Below are 25,959 nucleotides of genomic sequence, written 5' to 3' on the forward strand. Positions count from 1 at the left end.
CAATGGCTGCCGAACTAAAACTAATTAGCCCAGAAGAATACTTGGCGTGCGAACGTGTGGCCGAATACAAAAGCGAGTATGTCAACGGCCATATCTTGGCGATGGCGGGCGGCAGCAAACGACACAATCGCGTGGCCGGCAGCGTTTTCGGTGAACTGTACATCCTGTTCAAAGACACACAGTGCGAAGTCTTCAACAGCGATATGAAAGTGCGGGTGTCGAGTTCAATGAAGTTTCACTACCCCGATGTCTCAGCGGTTTGCGGTGAAGCCAAATTCGCCGACGATGAAGAAGATGTGCTGCTCAACCCGCAATTGATTGTCGAAGTACTCTCACCGCGTACTTCTGCCTACGATCGCGGCAAGAAGTTTCAGTACTACCAGGAAATTTCTTCCTTCCGCGAATACCTCTTGATCGCGCAAGATGAGCCAGTCGTCGAACGCTATGTTAAACAAGCCGACGGCAACTGGCTGTACACCAAAATCGCCGGACTCGAAAATAGCGTCGAATTGCTCACGCTCAACTGCCGCATCGCACTACGCGACATTTACGCCAAGGTCGAGTGGCCCGCTCCCTCAGAAACTTAAGCTCACCCCAAACTGCATCCGCCGCACGGGCCGCGCCGCCACGGCTTGCCCAAAGAACGGCGAACTCTGATTCCCGACAAAGCCCGCGTAATTCACCCGATTGAACACATTGAAGGCATCCACTTTGACCGCCAGCGTCGGGCCGTCGTCTTTCTTCCCTTTAACCAAACCGAATTCACGCCCCCAACGCAGATCGAGTTGCGCGTAACCCGGCCCTTGCAGCGTGTTGCGTCCGACGCCCGCCGGACGATCCAGCGCGAAGCTGTCTTTGTTATTGTCCTCACCGGTCGTCAAACTGTAAGGCGCGCCAGTATTGAGCGTGAGCGCGACGCCCAGATCAAAATAAGCGCGCGCCTTCAAGGTGCCCGTCATAACGAAGCGTTGCCGCGTGTCGAAATCGGCGCGGCCCCATTCGCCGCGCAGGTCGTAACTGTTCGCCGGGAACCACGCCACGCCGCCCGTGTCGTTGCGGGCGCGCCCCAGCGCGTATTGCACAATGCCGTTGAAATACTTGTTGACCTTACCGCGCAAGGCGATTTCGAGCGCATGGCTGTTCGAGCGCCCGGCGGCTTCGATCTGGCGCGTGACGGAAAAGTTGGGATTCGGACGCAGCGTAGACGGCGGCGCAAGCGGGGCGTTGACATCGCGCGAACGGAACAGATCAAAGCCGCGCGTGCCGACGTAATTGACCGCCAGCGTCAGTCCCTTTTGCAATTGCCGCTCGACGCCGATGCCATATTGCAACGTGTGGGGAATGACGACTTGCGGGTCGAGGCGCACCACACTGACCGGTTGCGCGGCGAGCGTTTGCCCATTGCTCAGCGGATTCGGAAAGCCCGGATTGGGGATCACAAAGCGCCGCAGGGTTTGCCCATCAAAACGCAAGAAATCCGAAATCGGTTGCGGCCCCGTGCGGTCGTAAAAGATGCCCGCGCCGCCGCGCACCACCGTCTTGCGCGCTTTGCCCGGCGCATACGCAAAGCCGAAACGCGGCGCGAAATTGTTGTGATCGTGGAAATAATTTTGCCAGTCGTAACGCAAGCCCACGGCGATGTTCAGCGCGGGCCGCACGCGAAATTCATCCTGCACGAAGCCGCTCACGACGGCCTCCAAAAAATGCAATTCGGTGCGGCCTTGTTGCTGAATGAAGTTGTAGGGGCGTTGGGCTTGATAATCGGCCAGCGAAGCAAAATAGAACGTGCCGAGTTGGTTGGTGCGGTCAAAGACGCCGCGCCAACTGATGTCGGGGATCTGCACCCCTGTTTTGATGAAGTGTTTGCCAGACTGATAAGACAAGGTTTCGACCCATTCGCCGTGCGATTCGCTGCGCGTGAAATCAGCCTGTGCGCCGCCGCTGGTAAAGGCCTCCTGCACGATGACGCGCGGCGCCTGGTTCTGGCTGACGACCGGCGAGTTGTAATGCCCGACCAGCAGATAGAGTTGATGCACCAGCTTGGGCGAAAGGGTCGTGTTGAAGTTCACGCGCACTTCGTCTTCGCGGAAGAGCGAATTGGTGGCGACTGCGGGCAGGTTGAAGCCGCCGATGCCCTGGTTATGTGAGTTGCGGCCTTCAAACGAATAGTGGAGCGAAGCCGTCGTGCGCTCGCTCATCTGCCGCGTCAGCCGCAACGCAAATTCGGTTTGATGAGTTGGCGTCGGCACATTCTGGCGCAATTCGCCGCTGGGCGTGCGCGCAAAGATGACCGCTTGCTGATCCTGTTCGTCGCGTTCGGCGGTGAGCAGGAATGAGAACGGATGCTTTTTATCTTTGCTGAATGGGCTGACCGGGCCGGTGAAATTGCCTTCGTACATGCGCCGCTGTTCAGCCGCGCGCGTCAACGCAAACGGATCGCGGGCATTCGTGCGCGCATCGCGGAACGTCCAGTTGAATTCGCCGTGAAATTGCGGCGTGCCGGGTTTGGTGGTGACTTCGATGCGGCCCCGCCCCGGACGCGCGTATTCGGCGGAGTAGGGGTTGCTGTTGATCTTGATCTCTTGAATCGCCGAGGACGTGACGCCCGCTTTCTTGACCTCCATGCCGTCCACGATCAAGGTCACGCCGCCCGTGCCGATGGCGCCCGCATCCAAAAAGCGCGCGGCCATGCCGATCACATCCTGATCGAAAGCCGGCAGCCGCTTGAGCAGTTCGCGGTCAACTGCGACGGTGTCCTGGTTGTTGCCGGTGTCGGTGTTGACCTGTGCGGCGGCGGCTTCGACGGTGACATCCTGTTGCAATTCGGCGACGGGCAGCACAATGCGCAAAGGCGCGGGCGGTCGCGCGCCCAGGCTGACAGGAATCGTTGCCAGCTTGAAGCCTTCGCGTTCGACCTTGATCTCGTAAGCGCCCGCCGCAAGTTTGTCGAAGCGGAACGCGCCATTCGCATCGGTCGTCACAGTCTGTTTGCGCTGGTCGCTGGTATTGGACAGCGTCACGCGCGCCTTGGGCAAGGCAGCTTCGTTTTGGTCGAACACGAAACCGCTGATGGACGCTGTGGTTTGCGCCTGTGCGGTCAACAGCAACAGGCTGAGCAACGTGCCCAGCAAAAGCGTGCGGTACAACATAAACCCTCTTTTTTTACTTCTCCAACACCAACACCATGAAGCTGCCGGGTACGGCGGCGGGGCGTCCGCCGCCGGTGGCTGGGGCAAATTCAGCCGTTGGGAGATACAGCCGATGCGTCTTGGGATCGCAAGTCATCGTGCGCGCGCCGCGTTGTGTCGGGATGTTTTCCGCTGCGAATTTGCCCGGCGCGGTTTCGCGCACGACCGTCAGCGTGCCGTCGCCGCCGTTGGAACTGAAGGCCAGGCCCGTGCCCGGATCAAAGGCCGCCCCGTCCGTGCCCGCGCCGATGGGCACGTCGGCCAGCACCTTGCCGTTGTCGGCATTCATCACAATCATCTTTTTGTTTTCGCAAACCGCATAGAGCCGCCGCTTCTTGGCATCCAGCGCCAAACCGCTGGGCGCTTCGCCGGGCGCAAGCGGCCAGCGTGACTTGATCGTCAGCGTCTTGGCATCAATCACGGCGATTTCGCTCTTGTCATCAATGTTGACGAAGACGGTACCGTTGCCGTCGGTCTGTGCAAATTCAGGCCGCCCGCCGAGCATGACCGTCTTGATGACTTCGCCTTTGGCCGCGTCAATCACCGTGGTGCTGGCTTCGGCGGCGGCGCGGGTGCGGTTAAAGGTAAAGACGCGCTTGGTCACCGGTTCGTAAAGAATCGCGTCGGGGTTGCCGCCGGTTTTCGCGGTACCCAGCACGGCCAGCGTTTGCAAATCAAAAATCGTGACCGTCGCATCGCGGCCATTGCTGGTGAAGCCGCGCTTGAGGTCGGGCGCAAGGGCGATGCCGTGCACCCCGTTCGTGTTGGGAATCTCGCCGACGGCTTTGCCCGTGGTGACATCCACGACAATGACTTTGGTGGCGTGCGAGACATACAAGCGCTGCGCAGCGCTATCTACCGCCAGATAGTCCCAGCCGCCTTCGCCGCCGAGCGTGATCTTGTTGACGACGTGATAGCCGGAGCCTTGTGCATAGACGACGCAGGGCAACAGCAGCGCAAGCGTAACGAAAATAAGCTGACTGATCTTTTTCATATCGAACCTCGCAATTGAAACAATGCTTGATTATTTGGCGATAGGCTGCCCTTCCGGGCTAACCTTGATCTCGCCAAGTTTCCCCAGCCTTCTGACCTGGGCCTCATAAAATTCGAGTTTGCCGTCTTTGGTGACCGCTTCGACGCGCACGATGCGGCCTTTACCCGCCTGTTTGACAATGGCGTCTTTGACGGCGGGCGGCAACGCGGTGAGCGCCATTTGTTCCTCGATTTCGATGACTTTGCCGTCGGCGTCAATCAGCAAATCGCGCGTCTGACCGTTGCTGATGGTTTCGAGTTCATAGACGGTCTTGCCTTGCTCTAATTCCTTTGAGAGGCCGCGCACCTTGGCGCCTTTACTTTGCTCCTTAACCGTTTGTTGAACTGCCGGTGGCAGATTTCTCATTTGCACGCGTTGTTCCTGCGCTGGGGTTGGTCTGCTGCCAACAAACAGAGCGGCCAACATGAGCGCGAGCGTGAAGGCGAATTTATTGTGTTGCATGGAATCCTCTGGTTACGAACATTGGGGGTTGAGCAGCTTCAGGGTTACGGTACCGCGCGCGTCAGCAAGCAGTGCATCAACAGTGGCGCATGGGGTCAATGTCAGACTGCCGCTTGCTGACGCGCGCGGTACCGTACCGGCGTTACATACTTCCATAAACGAAATTGCAACCGGTTTACAGCCCGCGTTTGCGCAGTAAATAAAACAGCACGGGCGTCACCAGTAAGGACAATGCCAATGAAACGGTTACACCGCCGATCACGGCAATCGCCAGCGGTTGCAGCAACTGCGAACCGGAACCGATGCCGACCGCCAGCGGCAACATGCCAAAGATCGTCGCCAGCGCCGTCATCAAGATCGGACGCAAGCGCCGCCGCGCCGCGTAATAAATGGCGTCGCGCAATTCCAGTCCCTGCGCAGTGAAGTGTTGTTCAGAGTCGAGCATCAGGATGCCGTTTTTGTGCACGATGCCGATGACCATGATCGCGCCCATAAACGACGAAATGTTGAGCGTCTGTTTGGTCAGCCACAGCGCCAGCAACGCGCCGAAGCCGCACAGGATCGTGGCAATCAAAATCGCAATCGGGTGCGAGAACGAACGAAACTCAAACACCAGAATGATGAAGATCAACAGGATCGAACCGAGCAGCACCATCGTCAGGCCGCGAAACGATTCCTGCTGAATCACGTAAAGCCCCCCGTATTCGATCTGCGTGCCGGGCGGTAGCGGGACTTCTTTCGCCAGCCGCAGCTTGATCTCGTCCATTGCCGAGACGAGGTCGCGGCCTTCGAGTTGGGCCGTGACCGAAGAGAAGTTGCGCAAATTGTCGCGCCGGATTTCATAGCTTGTCTCTTCGGTTTCAACGTCCGCGATGGAAGCGAGCGGCACGCTGTGGCCGCTGGGCGAAGTCAGCAGCAGGCTTTTAAGTTTGTCGTTGGTGGAGCGATATTCCGCCGGATAGCGCACGCGAATCGGAATCAGACGGTTGTCGCGGATGACGTTGGAAGCGACTTCGCCATCCAGAATGCCCGCTTGCAAATCGAGCACGTCCTGCGCGCTGAACCCGGCCAGCGCGGCCTTTTCCAGGTTCACTCTGAAATTGTGCGCCGGGCCGATGGCGGTGGTGCGGTCTTCCACATCCACGACGCCCCTGACGCTTTTCTTTTCCAGCCATTCGGCAATCTGGCCGGCGACCTCGCGATAAACTTTGTCATCGGGATGAAAGACTTTGATTTCGATGGGCTGCGGCGTTTGGGCGAGGTCGCCGATCATGTCTTCGATGATGTGAATGAACTCGAATTCGAGCACCGGCTCCTTCTCTTTGATCTTGTCGCGCACCTCTTCGATCACTTCTTCAGACTCGCGTTTGCGGTCGCGTTTGAGCCGCACGAGAAAGTCGCCCGTGTTCGGTTCGGTAATGAGCGGGCCGAGTTCCGCGCCCGTGCGGCGCGAATAGCCCGCCACTTCGGGGGCTTCTTTCAAAAACTCTTCGACGTGACGCAAGACGCGGTCGGTTTCGGTCAGCGAAGTGCCGGCGGGCATTTTGTAATCCAACACGAACGCGCCTTCATCCACTTCGGGCAAAAAGCCGCTGCCCAATTGAAAATAGATAAACACCGAAGCCGCCAGTACGCCCAACGATGCCAGCACCATCAACCCGGCGTGCGCGAGCGACCACTGCAGAGCCTTTTCATAGCGTGCCGTCAACCCGCGCATGATCCGGCCTTCGCCCGCCTGTTCGGCCTCCTCGATGTTGCTAGCGGCTTGCACCGTGCGGGCTTTGAAAAACAGGCGCGCCAAGACCGGCGTCAGGAAGATCGCCAGAAAGAGCGACGCCAGCAACGCCGTGACCAGCGAGAGCGCCAACGCACGAAAGAAAATCGCTGTGATGCCGCCCAAGAAAATCAGCGGCACGAACACCACAATCGGTGTCAGGGTCGAGCCAATCAGCGCGGGTGTGAGTTCGATGATGGCACTCCGGGCGGCTGCGCGCGGCGGCTGGCCGAGCGAGAGATGCACGATGATGTTTTCAACCATCACGATGGCGTCATCAATGACGACGCCAATGCAGGCCGCGATGCCGCCAAGCGTCATCACGTTAAAGCTCATGTTGAAGAGCTTCATAAAAATGATGGCGATCAACACGGCAATCGGAATCACCAGCCCAGCGACCAACGTTGTGCGCCAGCTTTTCAAGAAACCGATCAAGACGACAATCGCCAGCCCCAAGCCAATCAGGATGCTATCGGTCACGCTGCTGATCGAATCGCGCACGTTGAACGATTGATCGTAAAAGATGCCGAGTTGAATGTCGGGCGGCAACGTCTTGCGAATGTCGTCGAGTTCGCGATTCACCGCCGCCGCCGTCTCGACGACGTTGCCGTCAGGTTGTGAATGCACGTTGACGAGCGTAGCCGGGCGGCCATCGGCCGTGACGACAACGTAATTCGGTCGTTCGCCATTCACCACCCTCGCCAGGTTTTTGATGTAAACCGGCGTGCCTTTGACGACATCCACGACGACGTCTTCGATTTGCTCTTTGCTTTTGAGCTGACCGGTAACGGTGGTCAGATAGAGTTTGTAATTTTCCTCGACCAGCCCGCCCGCGCCGATGAGATTGGTTTTGCGGATGGCGTCGGCGACTTTGGTGAGCGGAATGCCGTAACTGTTGAGCTTTTCTGGCTCGACGAGCACGTGATATTCGGGCGGCTTCCCGCCGGTGATGCGCGCTTCGGCCACGCCGGAAAGGCGAAAGAGGCGCGGCGCGATTTGGTTGTAAGCCAGATCGTAAAGTTCCGCCTGCGAGCGTTTCGGCGAAGTCAGGCTGAAACCCAGCATCGGGAACGCAAAGAACGTCAGCCGGTTGATGTCGAAGCGCGTGCCCGGTGGCAGGCTCGGTTCGATCTGCGCGATCTTGCCTTGCATTAGGTGCAAGGCGTTGAGAATGTCTACGTCCCAGCGAAAGATGACGCTGATTTCAGACGAGCCGCGCCCGGTGACGGAGCGCACATCGGTGATGCCGGGTACGCTGCGAATGGCTTCTTCGAGCGGGCGCGTGACGGTCAGCATCTGCACGTCAACCGGTTGAATGCCGTTGTCCACCAGGATGACGATGCGCGGAAAATCGGTTTCAGGAAAGAGCGATATCGGCAGGCGAAAAGTGAACAGCAAACCCGCGCAGGCAAGGCTGAGAAAGATCAGCACCAGCGCGCGGCCGTGCGCGTCTACGAATTGGGCGAGACTTGCAGTCATAGGGTGTCAGGCAACTCTGTGTCCGGTAACTCTTCGCTTGGGTCTTCAGGTTCAGGTGGAAAAACGACGCGGTTATAAACATCCGTCAGCCGCAGCGTGCAGGCAATCGAGTTTAGTTGCAGGCTCGCCTCCAGCCCCGCCGTGCGCCGGTAGAGCCAAGCGCCATCCGTCTGGCGCTCGAAATGTTCGAGCAGCGGTTTGGCCTGCGAGACCAGGACGTAATCGGTTAAAGACGGCAGCCATAATTGATACCGCTCCCACTTCTCGCCGCGATCAAAGGCCTCGGTGGCCGGCGAGAGCACCTCGATGATGACGGTTGGGTTGAGCAGTACATCGCGGAAATTATCGTGATGTTTCAACTCGCCGCAGGCCACCAACAGGTCGGGGTATGAATAAAACCCTTTCAAGGAAGCGTGCGGCTTGGGCACAGGGCCGCTGCGCACCTTCGTGTCTTTTGAAAAGGCTTCGCAAGGCGTGTCCAGCAGTTGGTTGTAAAGTTGTCCGGTGAGATTGATGCAGATCCTGCCGTGTTCGGGACTCTCGCCCGCCAGCTTGTAAATCACCCCGTCCAGATATTCGTGGCGCTCTTCGGCCTCGCGTTCGAGCGCCAGATATTCTTCTTCGGAAATCAAAGGTTGCAGCATTCGTTGTGGCGTCATAAGTTTTTCCTCCGCGCGCATTCTCGCTTATGCGTGCGTCATGCGTCACTCCTTGTCTTTCTCTTTCTTCTCAGCGCTATCTTTATCTTTCTCGCCTTTCTGCTCGTCTTTCTCGCTCTCTTTCTTATGGACTTCGGTGCCGTCAGGCAGGCTGTAACCGCCCTCAACGATCACCGTTTCATCCCCCTTCAAACCAGCCATGATGCGCACCTTGCCCTCCACGACTTCGCCGGTTTCGACTTCTTTGAGGTGCGCGATGTTTTTGCCGTCCACAACCATCACCGTGCCTTTGCCGCCTTCTTCGGCAAATTGCACGGCGGCGACGGGGACGACGACGCTCTGGCGCGCGCTGCCCGTGGTAATGCTCACCGTGCCAAATTCGCCGCCTTTCAACTTGCGTTGTCCATTCGGAATCTCGCACCAAATTTCGACCGTGCGCCGCTGTGGATCAACCGACTGATTGATGGTCGTGATGCGCCCACTGAGCGCCTCACTTTGCTCGGGGCGTTGATCGGTCGGTGCAAAGCTGCACGCCTGCCCTTGCCGCACGGCGCGCGTGTTGGCTTCGGGCACTTGCGCGCGGGCAATCGCAACGGACAGATTCATCACGGTGAAGATGGGCGCGTCGGGTTTAGCCAGATCGCCGGGATACATCATCTGTTCGGTAATGACGCCCGCGAAGGGGCTGAGCACGGTGGTGAATTCGAGTTGCGCATTCATCTCGGCCAGCTTCGCGCGCGCTTGCTCGACGCGGCTTTGCGCGCTGCGGATGTCGCGCTCGTTCGATTGTTTTTCCAGCAGGTCGAGCGATTTAACGGCCACGTCGTAGGCGGTTTTGGCTTGCGCCAATTCCGTTTCGCTCACCAGCAATTCGCGTTGCGGAATGGCGCCTTGATCAAACAGGGCTTTGCGGCGGTCATAAATTTTCTGGGCCTGATCGAGCGCTGCCTTGGTGGTGGCGACCTGCCCGCGCCCGCGTTCGGTTTCGGTCGGCAAGGTGCCTGACGTGGTCTTTTGCAAATTGGCTTCGGCTTCAGCAATGGCGGCACGTGCTTCATCGCGTTGCGCCAGCAGGTCGCGGTTTTCCAAGACGGCCAGCACCTGCCCGGCATTCACGCGGTCCCCCTTGCGCGCGTTCAATTTGACGATGCGCGCCGTGATGCGCGCCGCCAGATTGGCCTGTTCGCGCGGAAAGATCGTGGCGGGCGCGCGCACGGCCAGCGTGAGATCGGCGATTTCGGCCTGCGCCAGCATGACCTCGACCACGGGCTTGGGCGGCTTCTCTTCTTCGGTATGCGCCGCTTTGCAACCCGCGAAGGGCAGGTTGCACAAAAGCGCGATGATAATGCTGATGATGCTGCGATGAATTTTCATTGGCCTGAAGCCACCTCTAAATCGGCCTTGGCGTTCAAGTAATTCGCCAGGAGCGTGAAATAGGCGGCGCGCGCCTGTGCGAGTTGGCTTTGCGCCGTCACGACATCTAGCGCCTGGCCTTCGCCGCCTTCGTAACGCACACGGCTGAGCCGCAAATCTTCTTCGGCCAGCCGGATTTGTTCTTGCGTCAGTTTGAGTTGTTCAAAGAAACGTTTGACGCGCGTTAGCGCCAATTGGTAATCGCGCGAATAGGTGCGTTCGGCAATCGCGCGCCGCGTTTCGACCTGCGCGCCGCGCAATTTGGATTGCTCGACCTGACTGCGCGCCCGAAACCAGTCAAAGATCGGAATGCGCAAATTGAAATAGGCCGCGTAGCCGCGTTCGCTGGCGCGCACCACCGTCGAATCCAGGCCGTACTGAAATACAAAATTGAAATCCGGCAGCAAGGCGGAACGCGCGCGTTTGGCTTCGGCTTCAAAACTGCGCCGCTGCCAGTCATACAACTTGAACTCGGCGCGTTGCAGATAAGGCGCGCCGCCCTGGTTGGGCGTCGTGGCTTCTGGCCCAACTTCTGGCGCGGGCGGCGGCGTGTTGAGCGTATCAGCCAGTGCCAATTCTTCCGCAACATCTTTCGTCCAGAACGCAGCCAATTCCTGGTTGGCTAAGCTGGCTTCCAACTCCGCCGCGCTGCGCGCCTGTTCCAACGAAGCCGCCAACGCTGACGCCTTGATGACATCCGCCTGGGCCACCTCGCCGCTGTTAAACAGCAGCCGCGTCCGTTCTTCAAACGCGCGGCTCTCTTGCACGGCGGCGCGTTGCACTTCGGCCAAATGGCGCGTTAGCAATACGCGGTAATAGGCCGTCGTCACCGCGCGCCGTAAATCGCGCCGCGCGATTTCGTATTCGGCCCCGGCCACACCCTGCGCCGCGCGCGCGCGTTGGGATTCGGCGCGCAACCGGCCCGAAAGATCAAATTCCTGTGTGACCTGTCCCAGCAGCACGTATTCGCGAATGCCATTGAGCGGCACAAAGCTGGGACTGTTGGGATCACGCGCGCTGGGATTGTTGTAGATGAAATTGGTTTGCGCCTGCGCTTGCGGCAGAAAGCCGGCGCGTGCCTGGGTTAGTTCGCGGTCGGCAATGCGACGTTCCTGTTCGGCCACACGGACATCGTTGGGGGCGGCTTCGGCCAGGCGCAGACAATCGGCCAGCGTCAGCAAAGTTTGCGCAGTTGAAGTCGTCAGCAACACCGCCAATCCCAGCAGCACCACCGCGCCGCGTTTCAAATTCATCATCACAACCAACATAGCGTTAGGCACAACTTTAGGCCCTTAAATTTGTAACCAAGGGGAAACGACATATCCGCAGCATACCGCAGCCGAGATAAACGCACCATAAACGAGGCGGCTGAATGCGCGGCTTGAGCGCTTCGCCGCCGGTGGTCTATGATAAGATGCCATCTGAAAGATTGTGAGGATTACCGATGACGGCTCAACCAAACTTGCAACGCAAATACACGATTGAGGAATACATTGAGTTGCTCCACAACTCGGATGAACGCTTTGAGTATTTTGAAGGCGAAATCGTTTCGATGGCGGGCGGCAAGCTGGCGCACGGCAGGATCGCTAAGAACCTGGGTCACCATATCGAGAACCTGCTGGCAGATGGCCCGTGTGAGGTCTTCGGCAGCGACGTCGCCATTAAAACCGTGCGCGCCCAGCCCTTCCGCTACCCGGATGTGAGCGGCGTTTGCGGCGAGCCGCTGATCGAAGAGTTTCGCGGCATTGAGATGTTGCTCAACCCAGTGTTTATCTGCGAAGTCCTTTCGCCACGCACCGAACTTTATGACCGCGAAGAGAAATTTCTGGTCTATCAGGCAATCGAATCATTTCGGGAATACCTCTTGGTTGAACAACAACGTCCGCACGTCACGCGCTATGTGCGCCAGCCCAACGGACAGTGGTGGCGCGACGACATCATCGGCTTGGATAGCTCCGTTAGGCTGGAATCGCTCAGTGTGACGCTCTCGCTGCGCGATATTTACCGGCGGGTCAAATTCCCAGAGCCAGCCGCAGCCGCGACCCAGCCAGCCACCTGAAATTGCATACCTGCGCAGTAAACAAATCGGCCCTGACGGGCTATGATGCCCGCGTCAGTAACTTTTCCCGAACAACTCAATCTATTTCACGTAGCGAGGAATCCACTATGCAACGCACGTTTCACCCTGCTCGTTCTCTGACTTTGCTCGCGCTCGGCGCACTCATCGCCTTGGGCAGCGCGGCCTTCATCAACCACGCTTCATCCCACGCGCAAGAAACCAAACCGGCCAGTCCGTTCACCGGTTTGCGCTATCGCAACATCGGCCCCTTTCGCGGCGGACGCTCGGTCGCGGTGACGGGCGTGGCTTCGCAACCGAATACGTATTACTTCGGCAGCGTCGGCGGCGGCGTCTTCAAATCCACCGATGGCGGCGATAACTGGGTGCCCGTCAGCGACGGCCAGCCTTTTGGCACCGGCACCGTTGGCGCGCTGGCCGTTTCAGAAAGCGACCCGAATATCGTATTCGCCGGCATGGGCGAGGCCTGCATTCGCGGCAATTTCTCGCACGGCGACGGCGTGTATAAATCGGTGGACGCGGGCAAGACCTGGGCGCGCGCGGGCCTCGCCGATTCGCGCATCGTCGGCAAGATCAGAATTCATCCGAAAAATCCCGACATCGTTTTTGTCGCGGCGCTCGGCCACGCGGCGGGCGCGAATGACGAGCGCGGCGTCTTTCGCAGCAAGGACGGCGGTAAGACGTGGCAGCGCGTGCTTTTCAAATCGAACAAAGCGGGCGTGGTGGATTTGAGCATGGATCCGAGCAATCCGAACGTGCTTTACGCCGCGATCTGGGAAGCCAAACGCACGCCGTATAGTTTGGAAAGCGGCGGCCCCGACAGCGGGCTTTGGAAATCAACCGATGGCGGCGATAACTGGACGGATATTTCGCGCGCGCCGGGGCTACCGCGCGGCATCCTGGGCAAGATCGGCGTCGCCGTTTCGCCCGCCAATCCTGAGCGTGTTTACGCCTGTGTCGAAGCCGAAGACGGCGGCGTGTTTAGTTCGAGCGACGCGGGCCGCACGTGGACGAAGGTCAGCACCGATCGCAACCTGCGCCAGCGCGCCTGGTATTACACGCACATTGTTGCCGACCCCAAAAACGTGGATGGCGTTTATGTGCTCAACGTCGGCTTTCACAAATCCATTGACGGCGGGCGCACTTACACACAACTCAATCCGCCGCACGGCGACAACCACGATATGTGGATCGCGCCCGATGATCCGAACCGCATGATTACCTCGAACGACGGCGGCGCGAATGTGAGTTTCGATGGCGGACGCCGTTGGAGCGAGCAAGATCAAGCGACCGGCCAGTACTATCGCGTCGCCACCGACAACGATTTCCCCTATCACGTCTATGGCGCGCAGCAGGACAGTTCGACCGTGCGCATCGCGTCGCGCACGACCGGCTTCGGCATTACCGATAAGGACTGGGATTCGACGGCGGGCAGCGAGTCCGGCTGGGTGCAGCCTTCGCCCAAAGATTCGATGGTCGTGTTTGGCGGCAATTATGGCGGCCTGCTTGAACGCCTCGATCACCGCACCGGCCAGTCGCGCGATTTGAATGTGTGGCCCGACAATCCGATGGGCTGGGGCGTCGAAGGGATGAAGTACCGCTTCCAATGGAACTTCCCGATTCTGTTTTCGCCACACGACCAGAACGTGCTTTACACCGGCGGCAGCCACCTCTTCAAAAGCACCAACGAAGGCCAGTCGTGGCAAATCATCAGCGACGACCTCACGCGCAACGACAAGAGCAAGCAAGGCTCATCCGGCGGCCCGATTACCAAGGACAACACCTCGGTCGAGTATTACTGCACGATCTTCACGCTGGCCGAATCGTCCGTCACCAAAGGCGTGATGTGGACAGGTTCAGACGACGGCCTCGTTCACGTCACGCGCGACTGCCACGCGGCCAAGCCTGTGTGGGAAAACGTCACGAAGAACGCGCCCGGCTTGCCCGAATGGGCACAGATCAATTCCATCGAAGCCTCGCCACACGACGCCGCGACGGCCTATTTCGCCGCGACGCTTTACAAGGCCGATGATTTCCATCCGTACCTTTACAAGACCAGCGATTACGGCAAGACGTGGAAGAAGATCGTGACGGGCATCCCCGACAACGCCTTCACGCGCGTCATCCGCGAAGACCCACACCGGCGCGGCTTGCTGTATGCAGGCACCGAGACCGGCATGTACATCTCATTCAATGACGGCGACAGTTGGCAAGCCTTCCAACTCAACCTGCCCGTCGTGCCGATTACCGATTTGACCATACACAAACGCGACAAAGATTTGGTCGTCGCCACACAAGGCCGCGCCTTCTGGATTCTTGATGATTTGACGGTCTTGCATCAGTGGCCCCAGGGAAATAACACGATTGCCGACGTGCATCTCTTCAAGCCTGAAGAAAGCTATCGCATGCCCGGTGGTGGCGGACGTGGCGGTGCGGCGGCGGCCATCGGTGAAAACCCACCATCAGGCGCTACGATTTGGTTTTATCTGAAAGACAAACCCAAAGGCGACATCGCGCTCGAAATCCTAGACGCCGCTGGCAAGTCGGTGAAGAAGTTTTCGAGCCGCGCGCCCGAAGGCGGTGATGCGCCCACAGGCGGCGGACGCCGTGGCGGCTTCGGCGGCCCCGCGCGCGTGCCTGCCGAGAAAGGCTTGAACCGTTTCGCCTGGGATTTGCGCTACCCCGACGCGACGACCTTTCCGGGCATGATCTTGTGGGCAGGCAATACGTCAGGCCCGCGCGCTGTGCCCGGCAATTACCAAGTCAAACTGACTGTTGATGGCAAGACACTGACCGAGACGTTTGAGGTACGCAAAGACCCGCGCGTGCCGACGACGCTGGCCGAGTTTCAAAAACAATTCGATCTGCTCGTCAAAATCCGCGACAAGTTCTCTGAGACCAGCGAAGCCATCACCAACATCCGCGACATCAAGCGCCAAACCGACGAATACGCCAAACGCGTCGCCGGTCAGGCCGAGCTGAAACCCATCGTAGACGCGGCCAAAGCGCTCAACGACAAACTCACTGCCGTTGAAGTCGAGTTGTATCAAGTCAAAAACCAAAGCGGCCAAGACCCGCTCAATTACCCGATCAAACTCAACAACAAAATCGCCGCGCTTGGCGGCTCGGTCGCAGGCAGCGATACGCAACCGACTGACCAGCAAGTCGCCGTTTACGAAGACCTCGTCGCCAGGATCAACACGCAACTCGACAAGTTGAAACAGGTGCTGGCGGCGGACGTGCCTGCCTTTAACAAGCTGGTGCAGGAGAAACAGGTGCCAGCGGTGTTTGTGAAATCGGCAAAGTAGGGCAACGATGAACTGTGGCAATGTGCGTTCGTATCGCGTTTAAGGCGGAACTACAAACGCGGGCGCTGAATGCGAGCGACTAAACCGAAGCAACCGACCTTGGCACATTCAACTCAATCAAACCCCAGCCGGAGCAAGCGTTCAGAGTTCCGCCTTTAGGCGGCAGCGCGCCGCAGGCGCGTCATTCCGGCGCTCCGCGCCGCCGCCGCCTAAAGGCGGAACTCTGAACGCTTGCGCGCCACGGTTCGCGTTTCAATGAATGTTCCAAATTCGGCTGTTTCGATTTAGCCGCCCAAGAGCGCGCGTTTGTGCGGGTTGCGTTCACGCCTGCAACGCTTCCTTCAGCGCCACTTGCAGCAGGCTTTCCGCGCGCGCTTTGCCTTGCCGGATGCGCGCTTCCAGTTCGTCGCAGAATGCGAGCAGCGTTTCCAGCTTCGCCACGATGCGTTTTTGCTCGGCGAGCGGCGGGAGGGCAATGAGAACTTCGACCAACTTGCTGGACTTGATTCCCAATGCTGTCACGCCTGTTGCCTTTTTGCGCAACTGCTCTTGGACAACTTTGGAGAGAATGGCATTTAACAAGAACTTACTGCTAAAGCTGATTGGTTGAATATTTATGATCCTCTGTGCCAGCGCAAATGATCCTTCATAATTCAACAGGCAGGCATTGCCTAAAGGTGCTTCTGTCGTAAACAAAATGTCTCCACTTCTTGGAAATCCTCTTGTCATATGTTTCCGGTAATCCTGCTCTGAAATAAATTCTTCCGGCTCGTTAGAGAACCTCCCGAACCTGACGTTCTTTGCTGTAATCAACTTTATTCCTTGCTCTATCTTTGTCGGAGTTTTGCCTCGGTAATCAATAAAATTGGTGATCTCTCCCAATCTACACCACGCCCAATTGTCGGGAATCTCAAAGAGAACTTCATCAGAGTTAATGGGTGGCAGCAGCTTGCCCCGCTTCAACTTCTTTTCAGCGATGAGCTTTTCCTTTTCGGCTTTGATCTTTTGCAGCAACACGGCGGCAGGTTCATTCGCTGCGTCCTGCGCGACCAGCTTGCCCTGCATCGCTTCACTCAGGAACGCCTGCCGCAACCGGCGCACGATCTCAAGCTGGTGATCGAGTTCGGCGGCCAGCCGCTTGCTGCCGGTTTCGACCTTCTGAAATTGTTCGAAGAGTTGTTTCTGTTCTTCAAGCGATGGCAGAAGAATTTCTATGTTGAAGAATTTATCGGCTTGCAGGCGCACCCGGTTCGTCGTGCCGTCGCTGGCTTTCTTACACAAGTCATCAAAGAAGGCGGTTGAGGTCAGCTTCAGAAAGAAATGCTTATCAATGACGTTCTCATCCAGATCGAGGCACCAGAAATCATTTGAAACAACCGCTCCGCTCAACTCCTGCGGGACGATACCAAACGCGCCGTGTCTGGCATCAATCCCGGAAAGGGTGAACTCGCCGGCTGAAACCTGGTGCATCGCGTTTGAACTGAGTTCTTTTCCCAGCACCTCTTTTCTGAGCACGACGCCTTTGTGATAGAGCCGCACCGTCACGAGTTTGTAGGCCGCCTCGTTTTCGATTTCAACCAGGTTTTTGACTCTCCGCAGAAAATCACCGAGCTTCACTTTTTTCCAGGTCATTTCCTTCTCTGTCTCTTTCGTGTGTGCAGGCTTCGAGCAAGCACAGTTTCCCGTCTTGGCTCCGTAGGAGCCGGATGTTTATAGCCGATGATCGAACCTGATCTGCAAGCTCCGTAGGAGCGGAATGTGACAGATGCCGCTCCTATGGAGCTTGGGAGAATCACTCGTCGCGTTTCTATAAACATTCCGTGCCACGGCACTAGACCGGTTTGCAATTGCGTTTACGGGAGCGCGTTGGGCGGGGACAGTACCGCGCGCGTGAGCAAGCGGAGCCTGGGCGGTTCAGCCAACGGCATAAACTCGACGCGCCGCTTGCTCACGCGCGCGGTACCGTCCCGCTGCGCAACTTTTCCCATCCACCGATGTGAAAACCGATCTAATTTCCGAGCTGGCTCTCAGCTTTCAATCGTTCCAGCAACGCGTGGCTTTGGGCAAAACTCGTTTCCAGCAACTCGATCAATTCACGGCTGGTGTGTTCGTGCGCCTCTTCCTGCCGGTTCGGATTCTTGATGTCCAGATCGTAATTGCGCGCCTTGATCGTTTCTATGTGAACGCGCCAGCAGACCTCGCTTTCTTTGCGGTCATCCCACCATTCCCGGATCGGCGTGAACTCTTCCAGGCGGATCGTTTTGGTTTTGCTGTAGCTCTTCTGGCCCGTGGGCAGGCGGTGTTCGTAATACCAGACTTCGCGCGTCGGCGTGCCTTTGTCGAAAAACAGCAGGTTCGTCGCCACCGTCGCGTAAGGCTGAAAGACCGAATTGGGCAGACGGATGATCGTGTGCAGATTGCATTCGTCGAGCAGCCGCTGGCGCACGCGCTGTTTGACGCCTTCGCCGGTCAGCGAACCGTCGGGCAGCACGATGCCGGCGCGGCCGCCCATCTTCAGCAGGTGAACCATCAGAATCAGAAACAGGTCGGCGCTCTCTTTGGTGCGGAAGTTCTGCGGGAAGTTGGTTTCGTTGTTGTTCGCCACGATGCCGCCGAAGGGCGGATTGGCCAGGATGGCGTGGACGCGCTCGCGTTCGACGTAGTTGGTCAGCGGCTGTTCCAGCGCGTCGCGGAAGGTGATGTTGGGCACTTCGATGTCGTGCAGGATCAGATTAGTCGTCGCCAGCAAAAACGGTAGCGGCTTGTACTCCCAACCGATCACGTCGTCCTGCAAGGCCTGGCGCGCTTCGACGCTGTTGGCCTGTTGTTTCAAATGCTCAAGCGCGGCAATCAGGAAGCCGCCGGTGCCGCAGGCCGGATCGAGCACGCGTTCGCCCAATCGCGGGTTGATGCGTTCGGTGATGAAGCGCGTGATGGCGCGCGGCGTATAAAATTCGCCGCTCTTGCCGGCGCTCTGCAATTCGCGCAGGAAGCTTTCGTAAATGTCGCCAAAGGCGTGGCGGTCGCGCGCGATGTTGAAATCCAGCTCGTTGAGTTTGTTGAGCACCTTGCGGATGTTGATGCCGCTCTTCATGTAGTTGTTGTTGCCCGCGAAGACTTCGCGCACGATCAACGCGCGTTTGTTATTGCCGACGACCAGATTGCGCAACGCGGGGAAGAGCCGGCGATCAACAAAGTCGAGCAACGCATCGCCCGTCATCCCTTCGTCATCGCCCGCCCAGTTTTCCCAATGCAGTTCGTCGGGGATCGGCGATTTGTAACTGTCATCGGTGAGTTCAAGCTCCTTGTCCTTGTCGCTGAAGATTTTGAAAAAGAGCATCCAGCCGAGTTGCTCGATGCGTTGGGCGTCGCCGTTGAGGCCCGTGTCCTGCCACATAATGTCGCGGATGGATTTAACGATTCCTTGTAAGTTTGCCATTTGTGATTGTGCGCTCTGGGTACGCAGCGCTTCCAGCGTGCGGTCTCGGCAGCAGACTAACGAATGCCGGAGGGGTTTGCCTGCCGGTTCGATTCCGTCTGCTGCCGAGACCGCACGCTGGAAGCGCTGCGTACCCAGGTTATGCCGTTTTGTAAAGCTCGCTTTCCAGTTCGCGCACGGCAGCCAGGTATTGCTCGCGGCTGCCGAACTCGCGGATGATTTCGAGGGGCGAGCCGATTTCGGTGAAGGGGCGGACGTTCAGGACTTTGATGTTTTCGATGTCTTCGATGCCCTCGTCGGCGTATTTGTCGAGCAGGGCTTCGAGCACCTGGCGCGCCTGGGCACCGTACTTGGTGAAGTAATCGCGCTTGCGCACGTTGTTGGCACGCTCGCGCCGGGTGAGCGGCGGTTGATCGTAAGCCACGTGGCAGATCAGGTCGAAGAGATCGAGCCGGCCGGCCACCGATTCGCGCAACGCTTCGATGGGCACGCCCTGTTCTTCCAATTCGCGGATCAAAACTTCTTTCCTGTCCGCCGCGTGCCATTTGTTCAGAAACTCGTTCAGCGTCGCAAACTGTTCGGTGACGACTTCGCGCGTGTAATCGGTCAGCTTGCGCGTAATCAGCTTGCCGTCGCGGTCGAACGACAATTCGCGCGCCACCAACACCGAAACATCCACGCCGCTGACATAAACCTTTTCGCGCGGCACCGACACCGCGCCGGAAAAAGGATTGCGGATTTGCGGCGGAACGAGCGTGATCTCTTCGCCGGATTCCGGGTCAATGAGCGGCGTCTGGTCGTGTTCCTCTTCGTCAATGACCTTGCTCAAATCTTCATCTTCGCCGGCAGGCTTGATGCGGATGGGGTCGCCGTCAAAATCCTGATCGGCGAACAGGTCCGTGGCGTTCCTGAAATCCAGGATAGTGAAGTAAAACTTGTTGTGATCCGCGTCAATGCGTGTGCCGCGTCCGATGATCTGTTTGAACTTGGTCATGGACTTGATGTTGGAATCGAGCACGATGACCTTGCAGGTGCGCGCGTCCACGCCGGTCGTCATCAATTCCGAAGTCGCCGCAATGACGGGGAACTTCTCTTCGGGGTTGGTGAAGTTTTCCAGTTCGCGTTTGCCTTCGTCGTTGTCGCCCGTGATCTGCATCACGTATTTGTAATTCGCGGCGGCGATGTCGGCGTTGGCATTGCGCAGTTCGCTGGTCATGCCCTCGGCGTGTTCGATGTCGCAGCAAAAGGCGATGGTCTTGTCGTAACGATCCGTGCCTTTCAGAAACTCGGTGAGCTTGCGCGCGACCAGCTTGCGGCGCTCTTCGACGACCAGGTTTTTGTCGAAATCGGTGCGGTTGTAGATGCGGTCTTCGACCGGCTTGCCCGCTTTGTCTTTGAAACCTTGCGGCGGCCGCCAGCCTTCCAGATCAATGTCCAGCGCGACGCGCACGACGCGGTAGGGCGCGAGGAAGCCGTCGTCAATGCCCTGTTTGAGCGAATAGGTATAGATCGGGTCGCCGAAGTATTCGCTGTTGCTGGTCTCTTCTGTCTCTTTCGGCGTGGCGGTCAGGCCGATCTGCGTGGCTTTGTTGAAGTACCGCAAAATCTCCTGCCAGGCGCTGTCGTCGCGCGCGCTGCCACGATGGCACTCGTCCACGATGATCAGGTCAAAGAAGTCGCGCGAGAATTGTTTGTAGATGTTGCTCGCTTCTTCCGCGCCGGACAGCCCTTGATAAAGCGCCAGATAGATTTCGTAGGCCTTGTCCACCTGATGCTGTTTGACGACGGTCAGCTTGTCTTTGAAGTGTTTGAAATCGCCGCGCCGCGTCTGTTCGATCAGCGCGTTGCGGTCGGCCAGAAACAGGATGCGTTTGCGCGCGCCCGCCTTCCACAAGCGCCAGGCAATCTGAAAGGCTGTGTAAGTCTTGCCCGTGCCGGTAGCCATCACCAGCAGGATGCGCCGCTGCCCGGTGGCGATGGCTTCGACGGTGCGATTGACGGCGATCTGCTGGTAATAGCGCGGCTGGCGTCCGCTGCCGTCGTCGTAATAACTCTGCGCGGCGATGGTCTCGGCGTCGGGCGTGGTGAGGCCGCGCTGGAGTTTGTACTTCGCCCAAAGTGCGGCGGGCGCAGGAAAGCTGTCGTTGTCGAGTTCCGTTTCGATGTTGCCCTCGGTCGCGGTCTTGTCGTGAAAGAGAAAGCCATCGCCGTTGCTGCTGAAGACAAACGGCAGGTCGAGGATGCGCGCATAGTCCAGCGCCTGTTGCAAGCCCGCGCGCAAGGTGTGCTTGTTGTCTTTGGCTTCGATGATAGCCAGCGGGATGTTGGGCTTGTAGTAAAGAATGTAATCGGCGCGCTTCGCCGTCCCGCGCGCGTGCAGCCTGCCGCGCACGATGATCTTGCCGTCGGTGAAAGAAACCTCTTCCAGGAACTGGGTGTGCCTGTCCCAGCCTGCTTTTTCAACTGCGGGAGTGATGTACTTCGTGCAGATGTCGCGTTCGGACAGGGACTTTTTATCAATCATAAGCGCTTGCCTGTAGTGAGGGGGGCGGCTGTTTTCCGTATCTTGATTCAGCGGACTAGCAGCACTCTGCCTGCTGATAAAAGCCCGTAGTGCCATAAAAGTAAAGATAAAGCTTGTTGAGCCGGGGGCAAATCAAGCCCGGCGACACCTTAACCGGCGCCAGCCGCGCGGCACTCGGATTATACCGATACACCCGAATTATTGAACGCCCAGCGGTGAACAGGCAGCCTGGCCTGCTATAAAAATTGCCGCGGAGCGTTCCTATTCCGCGCTGGATAGAAACCCCAACACAGAAAAAGGAAGGCTGCGCGGCTTTTCTTTAAGCAGGCAGGGATGCCTGCGCTCCCAAGGAAGACATGTTTTTCCCGCCAGCTATGGTCACACGAGCCATAACAGCGTAGACTGCCTGCGTCACCAATCAATTCCACACTCCACAAACTAAAAACCGCCGCTACAGAAAGGCTTTTTCTGAAAATACTCCTATACAACCCTGACAACGGGGTGACGCGCAATTTCATGCCGCACCTCTGGATGTTCCTGTTGCAATCGCTCACCCCGCCCGAGCACGAAGTCATCTTGATTGACGGCAACGCCCAGGCGATGGATGAAGCCGGACTCGCACGTTTTGTGCGCGAAAACAACATCGGCCTCGTCGGCATCGGCGCGATGACGCGGATGATTGCGAAGGCTTACCGCATGGCCGATGCCGTGCGCGCCGTCGGTGTGCCCGTCGTGATGGGCGGGCCGCACATCACCGAAGTGCCCGATGAACCGTTAGGCCGCGACGGCGGGCCACAACACGCCGATGCCATCGCGCTGGGCGAAGCCGATGAGACCTGGGCGCAAATCGTGGCCGATGCGGCGCGCGGCGAGTTGAAAGACATCTACACGCCTGTGGATGCCAACGGCAAGGAGCGCAAGCCGAGCTTGCAGCCGTATCCGAAGATTCCGTGGGAAACGATGAATCTCGAACAGTTCGACATCATCCCCAAATTCCTGAGTCCCTGGTTGAGCAAGATCGGCGGCGGCTGGGGCACGTTCCGCATCATCCCGCTCGAATCGGGACGCGGCTGTCCGTATGGCTGCGAGTTTTGCACGGTGACGGGTTTCTTTGGCGATTCGATCCGCTTCCGCAGCAATGAGTGCGTGGTAAACGAGTTGTTGCGTTTGAAAGCCCGCTCGAAAAGCGAGCACGGACAGACGGCTGTCTTTTTTATTGACGACAACTTCGCGATCAACATCAAGCGGACGAAATCGCTGTTGCGCGACATCATCGCCGCCGAGGCGCAGGTTTTCTGGACGGCGCAGATCAGCGCCAACTTGCTCAAGGACGAAGAACTCGTTGACCTGATCGCCGCCGCCGGGGGCAAGTGGATTTTCATCGGCATGGAATCCCTAGACCCGGCGAATCTGGCCGACGTGAATAAGAGCTTCAACAAGCCCGCCGATTACGCCGCCGTGCTGAATCGCTTGGCGCAACGCAACATCGTGGCGATCACGTCGTTCATCTTCGGGCTGGATAACGACACCGTGGGCGTGGCTGACCGCACGCTGGCCCAGATGCGCGATTGGCCGCCGGGCTTGCCGGTCTTCGGCCAATTGACGCCCTTTCCTTCGACGCCATTGTATGCGCGGCTGCTGGCGGCGGGCCGTTTGACGCGGCCCAAACACTGGCTGGATTTTGCGCCCTACAAGATGGCGCATACGCCGCTGAAGATTTCGATTGACGATGCGCAGACCGAAGTGTTTCAAGCGTGGACAGACTCGTACAGCCCAGCCGCAATTGAACGCGCTGTTGATGCGTTGGCGGGCAAACCGATCTGGTTGCAAATCAGCATGTTCATCGGACGGCTGAGCTTTCGCGGGATTTACTTCCCGCAAATGGGGCGGCTGGCTTGGCTGAAAGTCGCTTGGCAAAACCGGCGCACGATTGCGAAGCTCGTGCGCGAAGGCTTCCGCAAAGGACTCAGAGAGCGCCCGGCCCCAGTCGTCATTCCTGTGGTGGTCGCGCCGGAGCAGCAAAAGATATAGGTTGCGCGAGAGTTTAGACGATCAACGCAAAAGAGCATGGAGTTCAGGCTTCAGCCTGTGTCGAAAATCTCGAACACAGGCTGAAGCCTGAACTCCATGCTCTTTTGCATAAGTCCTGTGGCTCAACGTGCAGGTTCTAGCGTCAAGCGTTGTTTGGCTTGCGCTTCAACTTTCGCCTTGCTGTACAGCAGCGGGAAGTAATCACCGCGCGCCCACAGCGGCAACAAATCGCCGTAATGCGCGCTGCCCGGCTGGCCCGATTGGCCGGGCACGTTCGTCGCGACGGAGTTATCCCAGTTGCTCACATCGAGGATTTCCCGAAAAGACGCGCCGCTATTTTGGTGGAAGTTGGGGCCACCGGTGGCGAACACGGTGTTGGCGTCGCCGTCGCGTTCGACGGCGGGCAGGTTGAACAGGGCGCGCGTTTCATCATTCGCCGCCAGCGCGTGCGTGAACGGCGCGACGTGCAATTTGCCCCAACGCCATTGTTTGGGATCAGCGCCGAGTTTCGACTGCGCTTCGGCTACAGCTTCTTTCAGGCTCCAATACAAGGCGAGGTCACGCGCGGCGCGGGCTTCTTTTGCTGACTTGCCCGGCGCGAACCAGCGTGGTTCGGCGGCTTTCAACGTTTCCAGCGTGCGCAGCAAACCGATGCGCGCGGCGACCAGCGGCCAGGCTTTGAGCGGGACGTGATTTTTGAAGACTTGCGCCGGCAGCTTTGGCACCCAGAATTCAAACAGCGCCGCCGCCGCCGAATCTTTGCTGAGCACCGCGTCCCAACTCGTCAGCAATTGCACGTAAGGCAGAATCGCGGCGTCTTCAAACTTGGCTTCTTTCAAGATGGCGATCAATGCGCGCGCGGGCAGCGAGACGGCGTCGTGTTGCAATTGCTCGAAATCAGCCACGCTGAATTTGCGTTGACTGCCGCGCAACACTTCATCAATACGCTCGAAGCGAATCGGGTTCGACCATTCATAACCCAACTCGCGTTTGTAGCCCGGCGGCAAGATGTTGTGGTTGGCCGTCGCCACGTAATGCTTCACTGGGTTATACGCTTGCGGCAAATCTTTGACCGGCAAAAAACCCTGCCATTCAAAGCGCCCATCGCCCGGCACCGGCAGCAAGCCCGACCATGTCTGCCCGGAAGGGCCTTTGCGCACAGGCGTCATGCCTGCCGCGACCCAGCCGATGTTGCCGTCTACGTCGGCGTAAACCAGATTTTCCGAAGGCACTTTCCAACGTTCCAGGCCTTTCAAAAACTCGTTCCAGTTCTGCACGCGGTTCAACGTCAACGAAGCGAGATAGCCCGCCGTGCCCGGTTCGCTGCCAACCCATTTCAACGCGTAGGCACGCTGCCGCGCGGCGTCTTCATAAACCACCGGCCCGTGCGCGGTGAATTTCAATTCGACGGTGACCGGCTCGGCTTTGCCTTTGACGTTGATCTGTTCGCGCTCGACGCGCATTGGCTGCCACTTGCCGCGCTGTTTGTATTCGTTCGGATTGGCCGGGTTAATCTCTTCGACGTACAAATCCTGCTGGTCAATGCCGACGATGGTGAAGCCGAAGCCGACGCTTTCATTGTGCCCCGCCGCGACGCCCGGCAGCGCGGGTTCGCCTGAGCCGATCACGTTCCAGCCCGGCGCCACTAGATGAACCATGTAACGCAAACTCGGCAGCGCAATCTGCCGGTGCGGATCGTTCGCCAGCAGCGGCTTGCCCGTCGCCGACATCGTCCCGTCAATCACCCAATTGTTGCTGCCATCGTTCGGATTCGGCGCTGTTTGGCCGAAACTCACTGGGATGTTTGCGCCCGCCGCAATGGACAGAATCTTGTTGTCTATGCCTGCGAGATCGAGGCCCGTTGGAATTTCCAATTTGCGCGCAGGTTCGGCGGGCATCCATTCATCCACAAACGCCGCGCCGAATTCGCGCGCCAGTTGCGCCCGCGTAATTTCGGTCGCGGCGTTGCGCGTCATCACGTAACCGGCCATGCGCGTCAAACAAACTTCGGGCGTCCAGGGTTCGGGTTTGTAACCGGCGAGTTGAAATTCAATCGGCAGGTTGTCTTTGGTTTGTTCGATCCAGGCATTCACGCCGCGCACAAAGGACTCGATGATCGGCTTGGCATCGGGCGCATACGCCGCCCACTCGGCCTTCATATCGCCGCGATAGCGCAACAGCCGCGCGAACTTGTCGCGTTCGAGCGCACCTTCACCCAGGATTTCAGCGAGCTTGCCTTCGCCCGTGCGCCGCCACAGATCGAGTTGCCAGAGGCGGTCTTGCGCGGCACTGAAGCCCTGCGCGAAAAACAAATCGTCTTGCGTCTCGGCGTAAATGTGCGCGATGCCCCAGTCGTCGCGCAGCACCCTGACCGGCTTTTGCAAGCCAGCCAACTTGAGCGTGCCGGAGGTCTGTGCAAGCGCGGCGCGGGCGCGTTGTTGTAAATCGGCCTGTTGGGCCTTGCTAGCAGGCGGCGCAGTAATGACAAGCTGGCAAGTGAAAACAACCAAGAACAGGATGGTCAGGGGTTTCATGGGTCAGTCTCCTCAGTGTGCGGTTGGTTCCGAATTGC

Annotated in this window: 15 protein-coding genes; 4 read left to right on the forward strand and 11 right to left on the reverse strand. The window is 58.4% G+C overall.

What is annotated here, in order from left to right; genetic code table 11:
* Window positions 1-2 precede the first annotated feature (2 nt).
* Window positions 3-587, forward strand: a complete 585-nt coding sequence (locus HY011_19400; GenBank protein ID MBI3425108.1) for a Uma2 family endonuclease — start codon at window positions 3-5, stop codon at window positions 585-587.
* Here the strand turns inward: HY011_19400 and HY011_19405 are convergent.
* From HY011_19405 to HY011_19435, 7 genes are all read right to left on the reverse strand, one after another.
* Window positions 576-3,149, reverse strand: coding sequence for a TonB-dependent receptor (locus tag HY011_19405; protein MBI3425109.1), 2,574 nt, complete (start codon window positions 3,147-3,149; stop codon window positions 576-578). The two genes, HY011_19400 and HY011_19405, sit on opposite strands and share 12 nt — an antisense overlap.
* A gap of 13 nt (window positions 3,150-3,162) precedes the next feature.
* Window positions 3,163-4,182 carry a YncE family protein gene (locus HY011_19410; GenBank protein ID MBI3425110.1) on the reverse strand — a complete coding sequence of 340 codons (1,020 nt, stop codon included), beginning with the start codon at window positions 4,180-4,182 and terminating at the stop codon, window positions 3,163-3,165.
* A 30-nt stretch (window positions 4,183-4,212) separates the two neighbouring features.
* The gene (locus HY011_19415) at window positions 4,213-4,587 is read right to left on the reverse strand and encodes a hypothetical protein (GenBank protein ID MBI3425111.1); all 375 of its coding nucleotides are present in this window, start codon (window positions 4,585-4,587) and stop codon (window positions 4,213-4,215) included.
* A 271-nt stretch (window positions 4,588-4,858) separates the two neighbouring features.
* Complete coding sequence (locus HY011_19420) at window positions 4,859-7,936, reverse strand: efflux RND transporter permease subunit (GenBank protein MBI3425112.1); 3,078 nt, start codon at window positions 7,934-7,936, stop codon at window positions 4,859-4,861.
* Window positions 7,933-8,595, reverse strand: coding sequence for a Uma2 family endonuclease (locus HY011_19425; protein ID MBI3425113.1), 663 nt, complete (start codon window positions 8,593-8,595; stop codon window positions 7,933-7,935). Before HY011_19425 ends, HY011_19420 begins: the two co-directional genes overlap by 4 nt.
* Before the next feature lie 45 nt (window positions 8,596-8,640).
* Window positions 8,641-9,969, reverse strand: a complete 1,329-nt coding sequence (locus tag HY011_19430) for an efflux RND transporter periplasmic adaptor subunit (protein ID MBI3425114.1) — start codon at window positions 9,967-9,969, stop codon at window positions 8,641-8,643.
* Window positions 9,966-11,264, reverse strand: coding sequence for a TolC family protein (locus tag HY011_19435; GenBank protein MBI3425115.1), 1,299 nt, complete (start codon window positions 11,262-11,264; stop codon window positions 9,966-9,968). The genes HY011_19430 and HY011_19435 overlap by 4 nt, the downstream gene beginning before the upstream one ends.
* A gap of 188 nt (window positions 11,265-11,452) precedes the next feature.
* Here HY011_19435 and HY011_19440 point away from each other — a divergent pair, with 188 nt between their 5' ends.
* The gene (locus tag HY011_19440; protein ID MBI3425116.1) at window positions 11,453-12,067 is read left to right on the forward strand and encodes a Uma2 family endonuclease; all 615 of its coding nucleotides are present in this window, start codon (window positions 11,453-11,455) and stop codon (window positions 12,065-12,067) included.
* Between the two features lie 107 nt (window positions 12,068-12,174).
* Complete coding sequence (locus HY011_19445; protein ID MBI3425117.1) at window positions 12,175-15,393, forward strand: glycosyl hydrolase; 3,219 nt, start codon at window positions 12,175-12,177, stop codon at window positions 15,391-15,393.
* A gap of 321 nt (window positions 15,394-15,714) precedes the next feature.
* On the opposite strand, the gene HY011_19450 is transcribed toward HY011_19445, so the two are convergent.
* The 3 genes from HY011_19450 to HY011_19460 form a co-directional block, all read right to left on the reverse strand.
* Window positions 15,715-17,025 (reverse strand): restriction endonuclease subunit S, encoded by a 1,311-nt coding sequence (locus HY011_19450; protein MBI3425118.1) that lies wholly within the window; start codon window positions 17,023-17,025, stop codon window positions 15,715-15,717.
* A gap of 376 nt (window positions 17,026-17,401) precedes the next feature.
* Window positions 17,402-18,832: an N-6 DNA methylase gene (locus HY011_19455; GenBank protein MBI3425119.1), complete on the reverse strand. Its 1,431-nt coding sequence runs from the start codon at window positions 18,830-18,832 to the stop codon at window positions 17,402-17,404.
* A 139-nt stretch (window positions 18,833-18,971) separates the two neighbouring features.
* Window positions 18,972-21,356, reverse strand: coding sequence for a DEAD/DEAH box helicase family protein (locus HY011_19460; protein ID MBI3425120.1), 2,385 nt, complete (start codon window positions 21,354-21,356; stop codon window positions 18,972-18,974).
* Between the two features lie 516 nt (window positions 21,357-21,872).
* Between HY011_19460 and HY011_19465 the strand changes: the two genes are divergently transcribed.
* Window positions 21,873-23,387: a B12-binding domain-containing radical SAM protein gene (locus tag HY011_19465; protein ID MBI3425121.1), complete on the forward strand. Its 1,515-nt coding sequence runs from the start codon at window positions 21,873-21,875 to the stop codon at window positions 23,385-23,387.
* Window positions 23,388-23,509: 122 nt separating this feature from the next.
* Here HY011_19465 and HY011_19470 read toward each other — a convergent pair whose 3' ends face one another.
* Window positions 23,510-25,921 carry a penicillin acylase family protein gene (locus HY011_19470; protein ID MBI3425122.1) on the reverse strand — a complete coding sequence of 804 codons (2,412 nt, stop codon included), beginning with the start codon at window positions 25,919-25,921 and terminating at the stop codon, window positions 23,510-23,512.
* Between the last annotated feature and the right edge of the window lie 38 nt (window positions 25,922-25,959).

It is taken from the genome of Acidobacteriota bacterium (assembly GCA_016196035.1).
Classification (GTDB): domain Bacteria; phylum Acidobacteriota; class Blastocatellia; order RBC074; family RBC074; genus JACPYM01.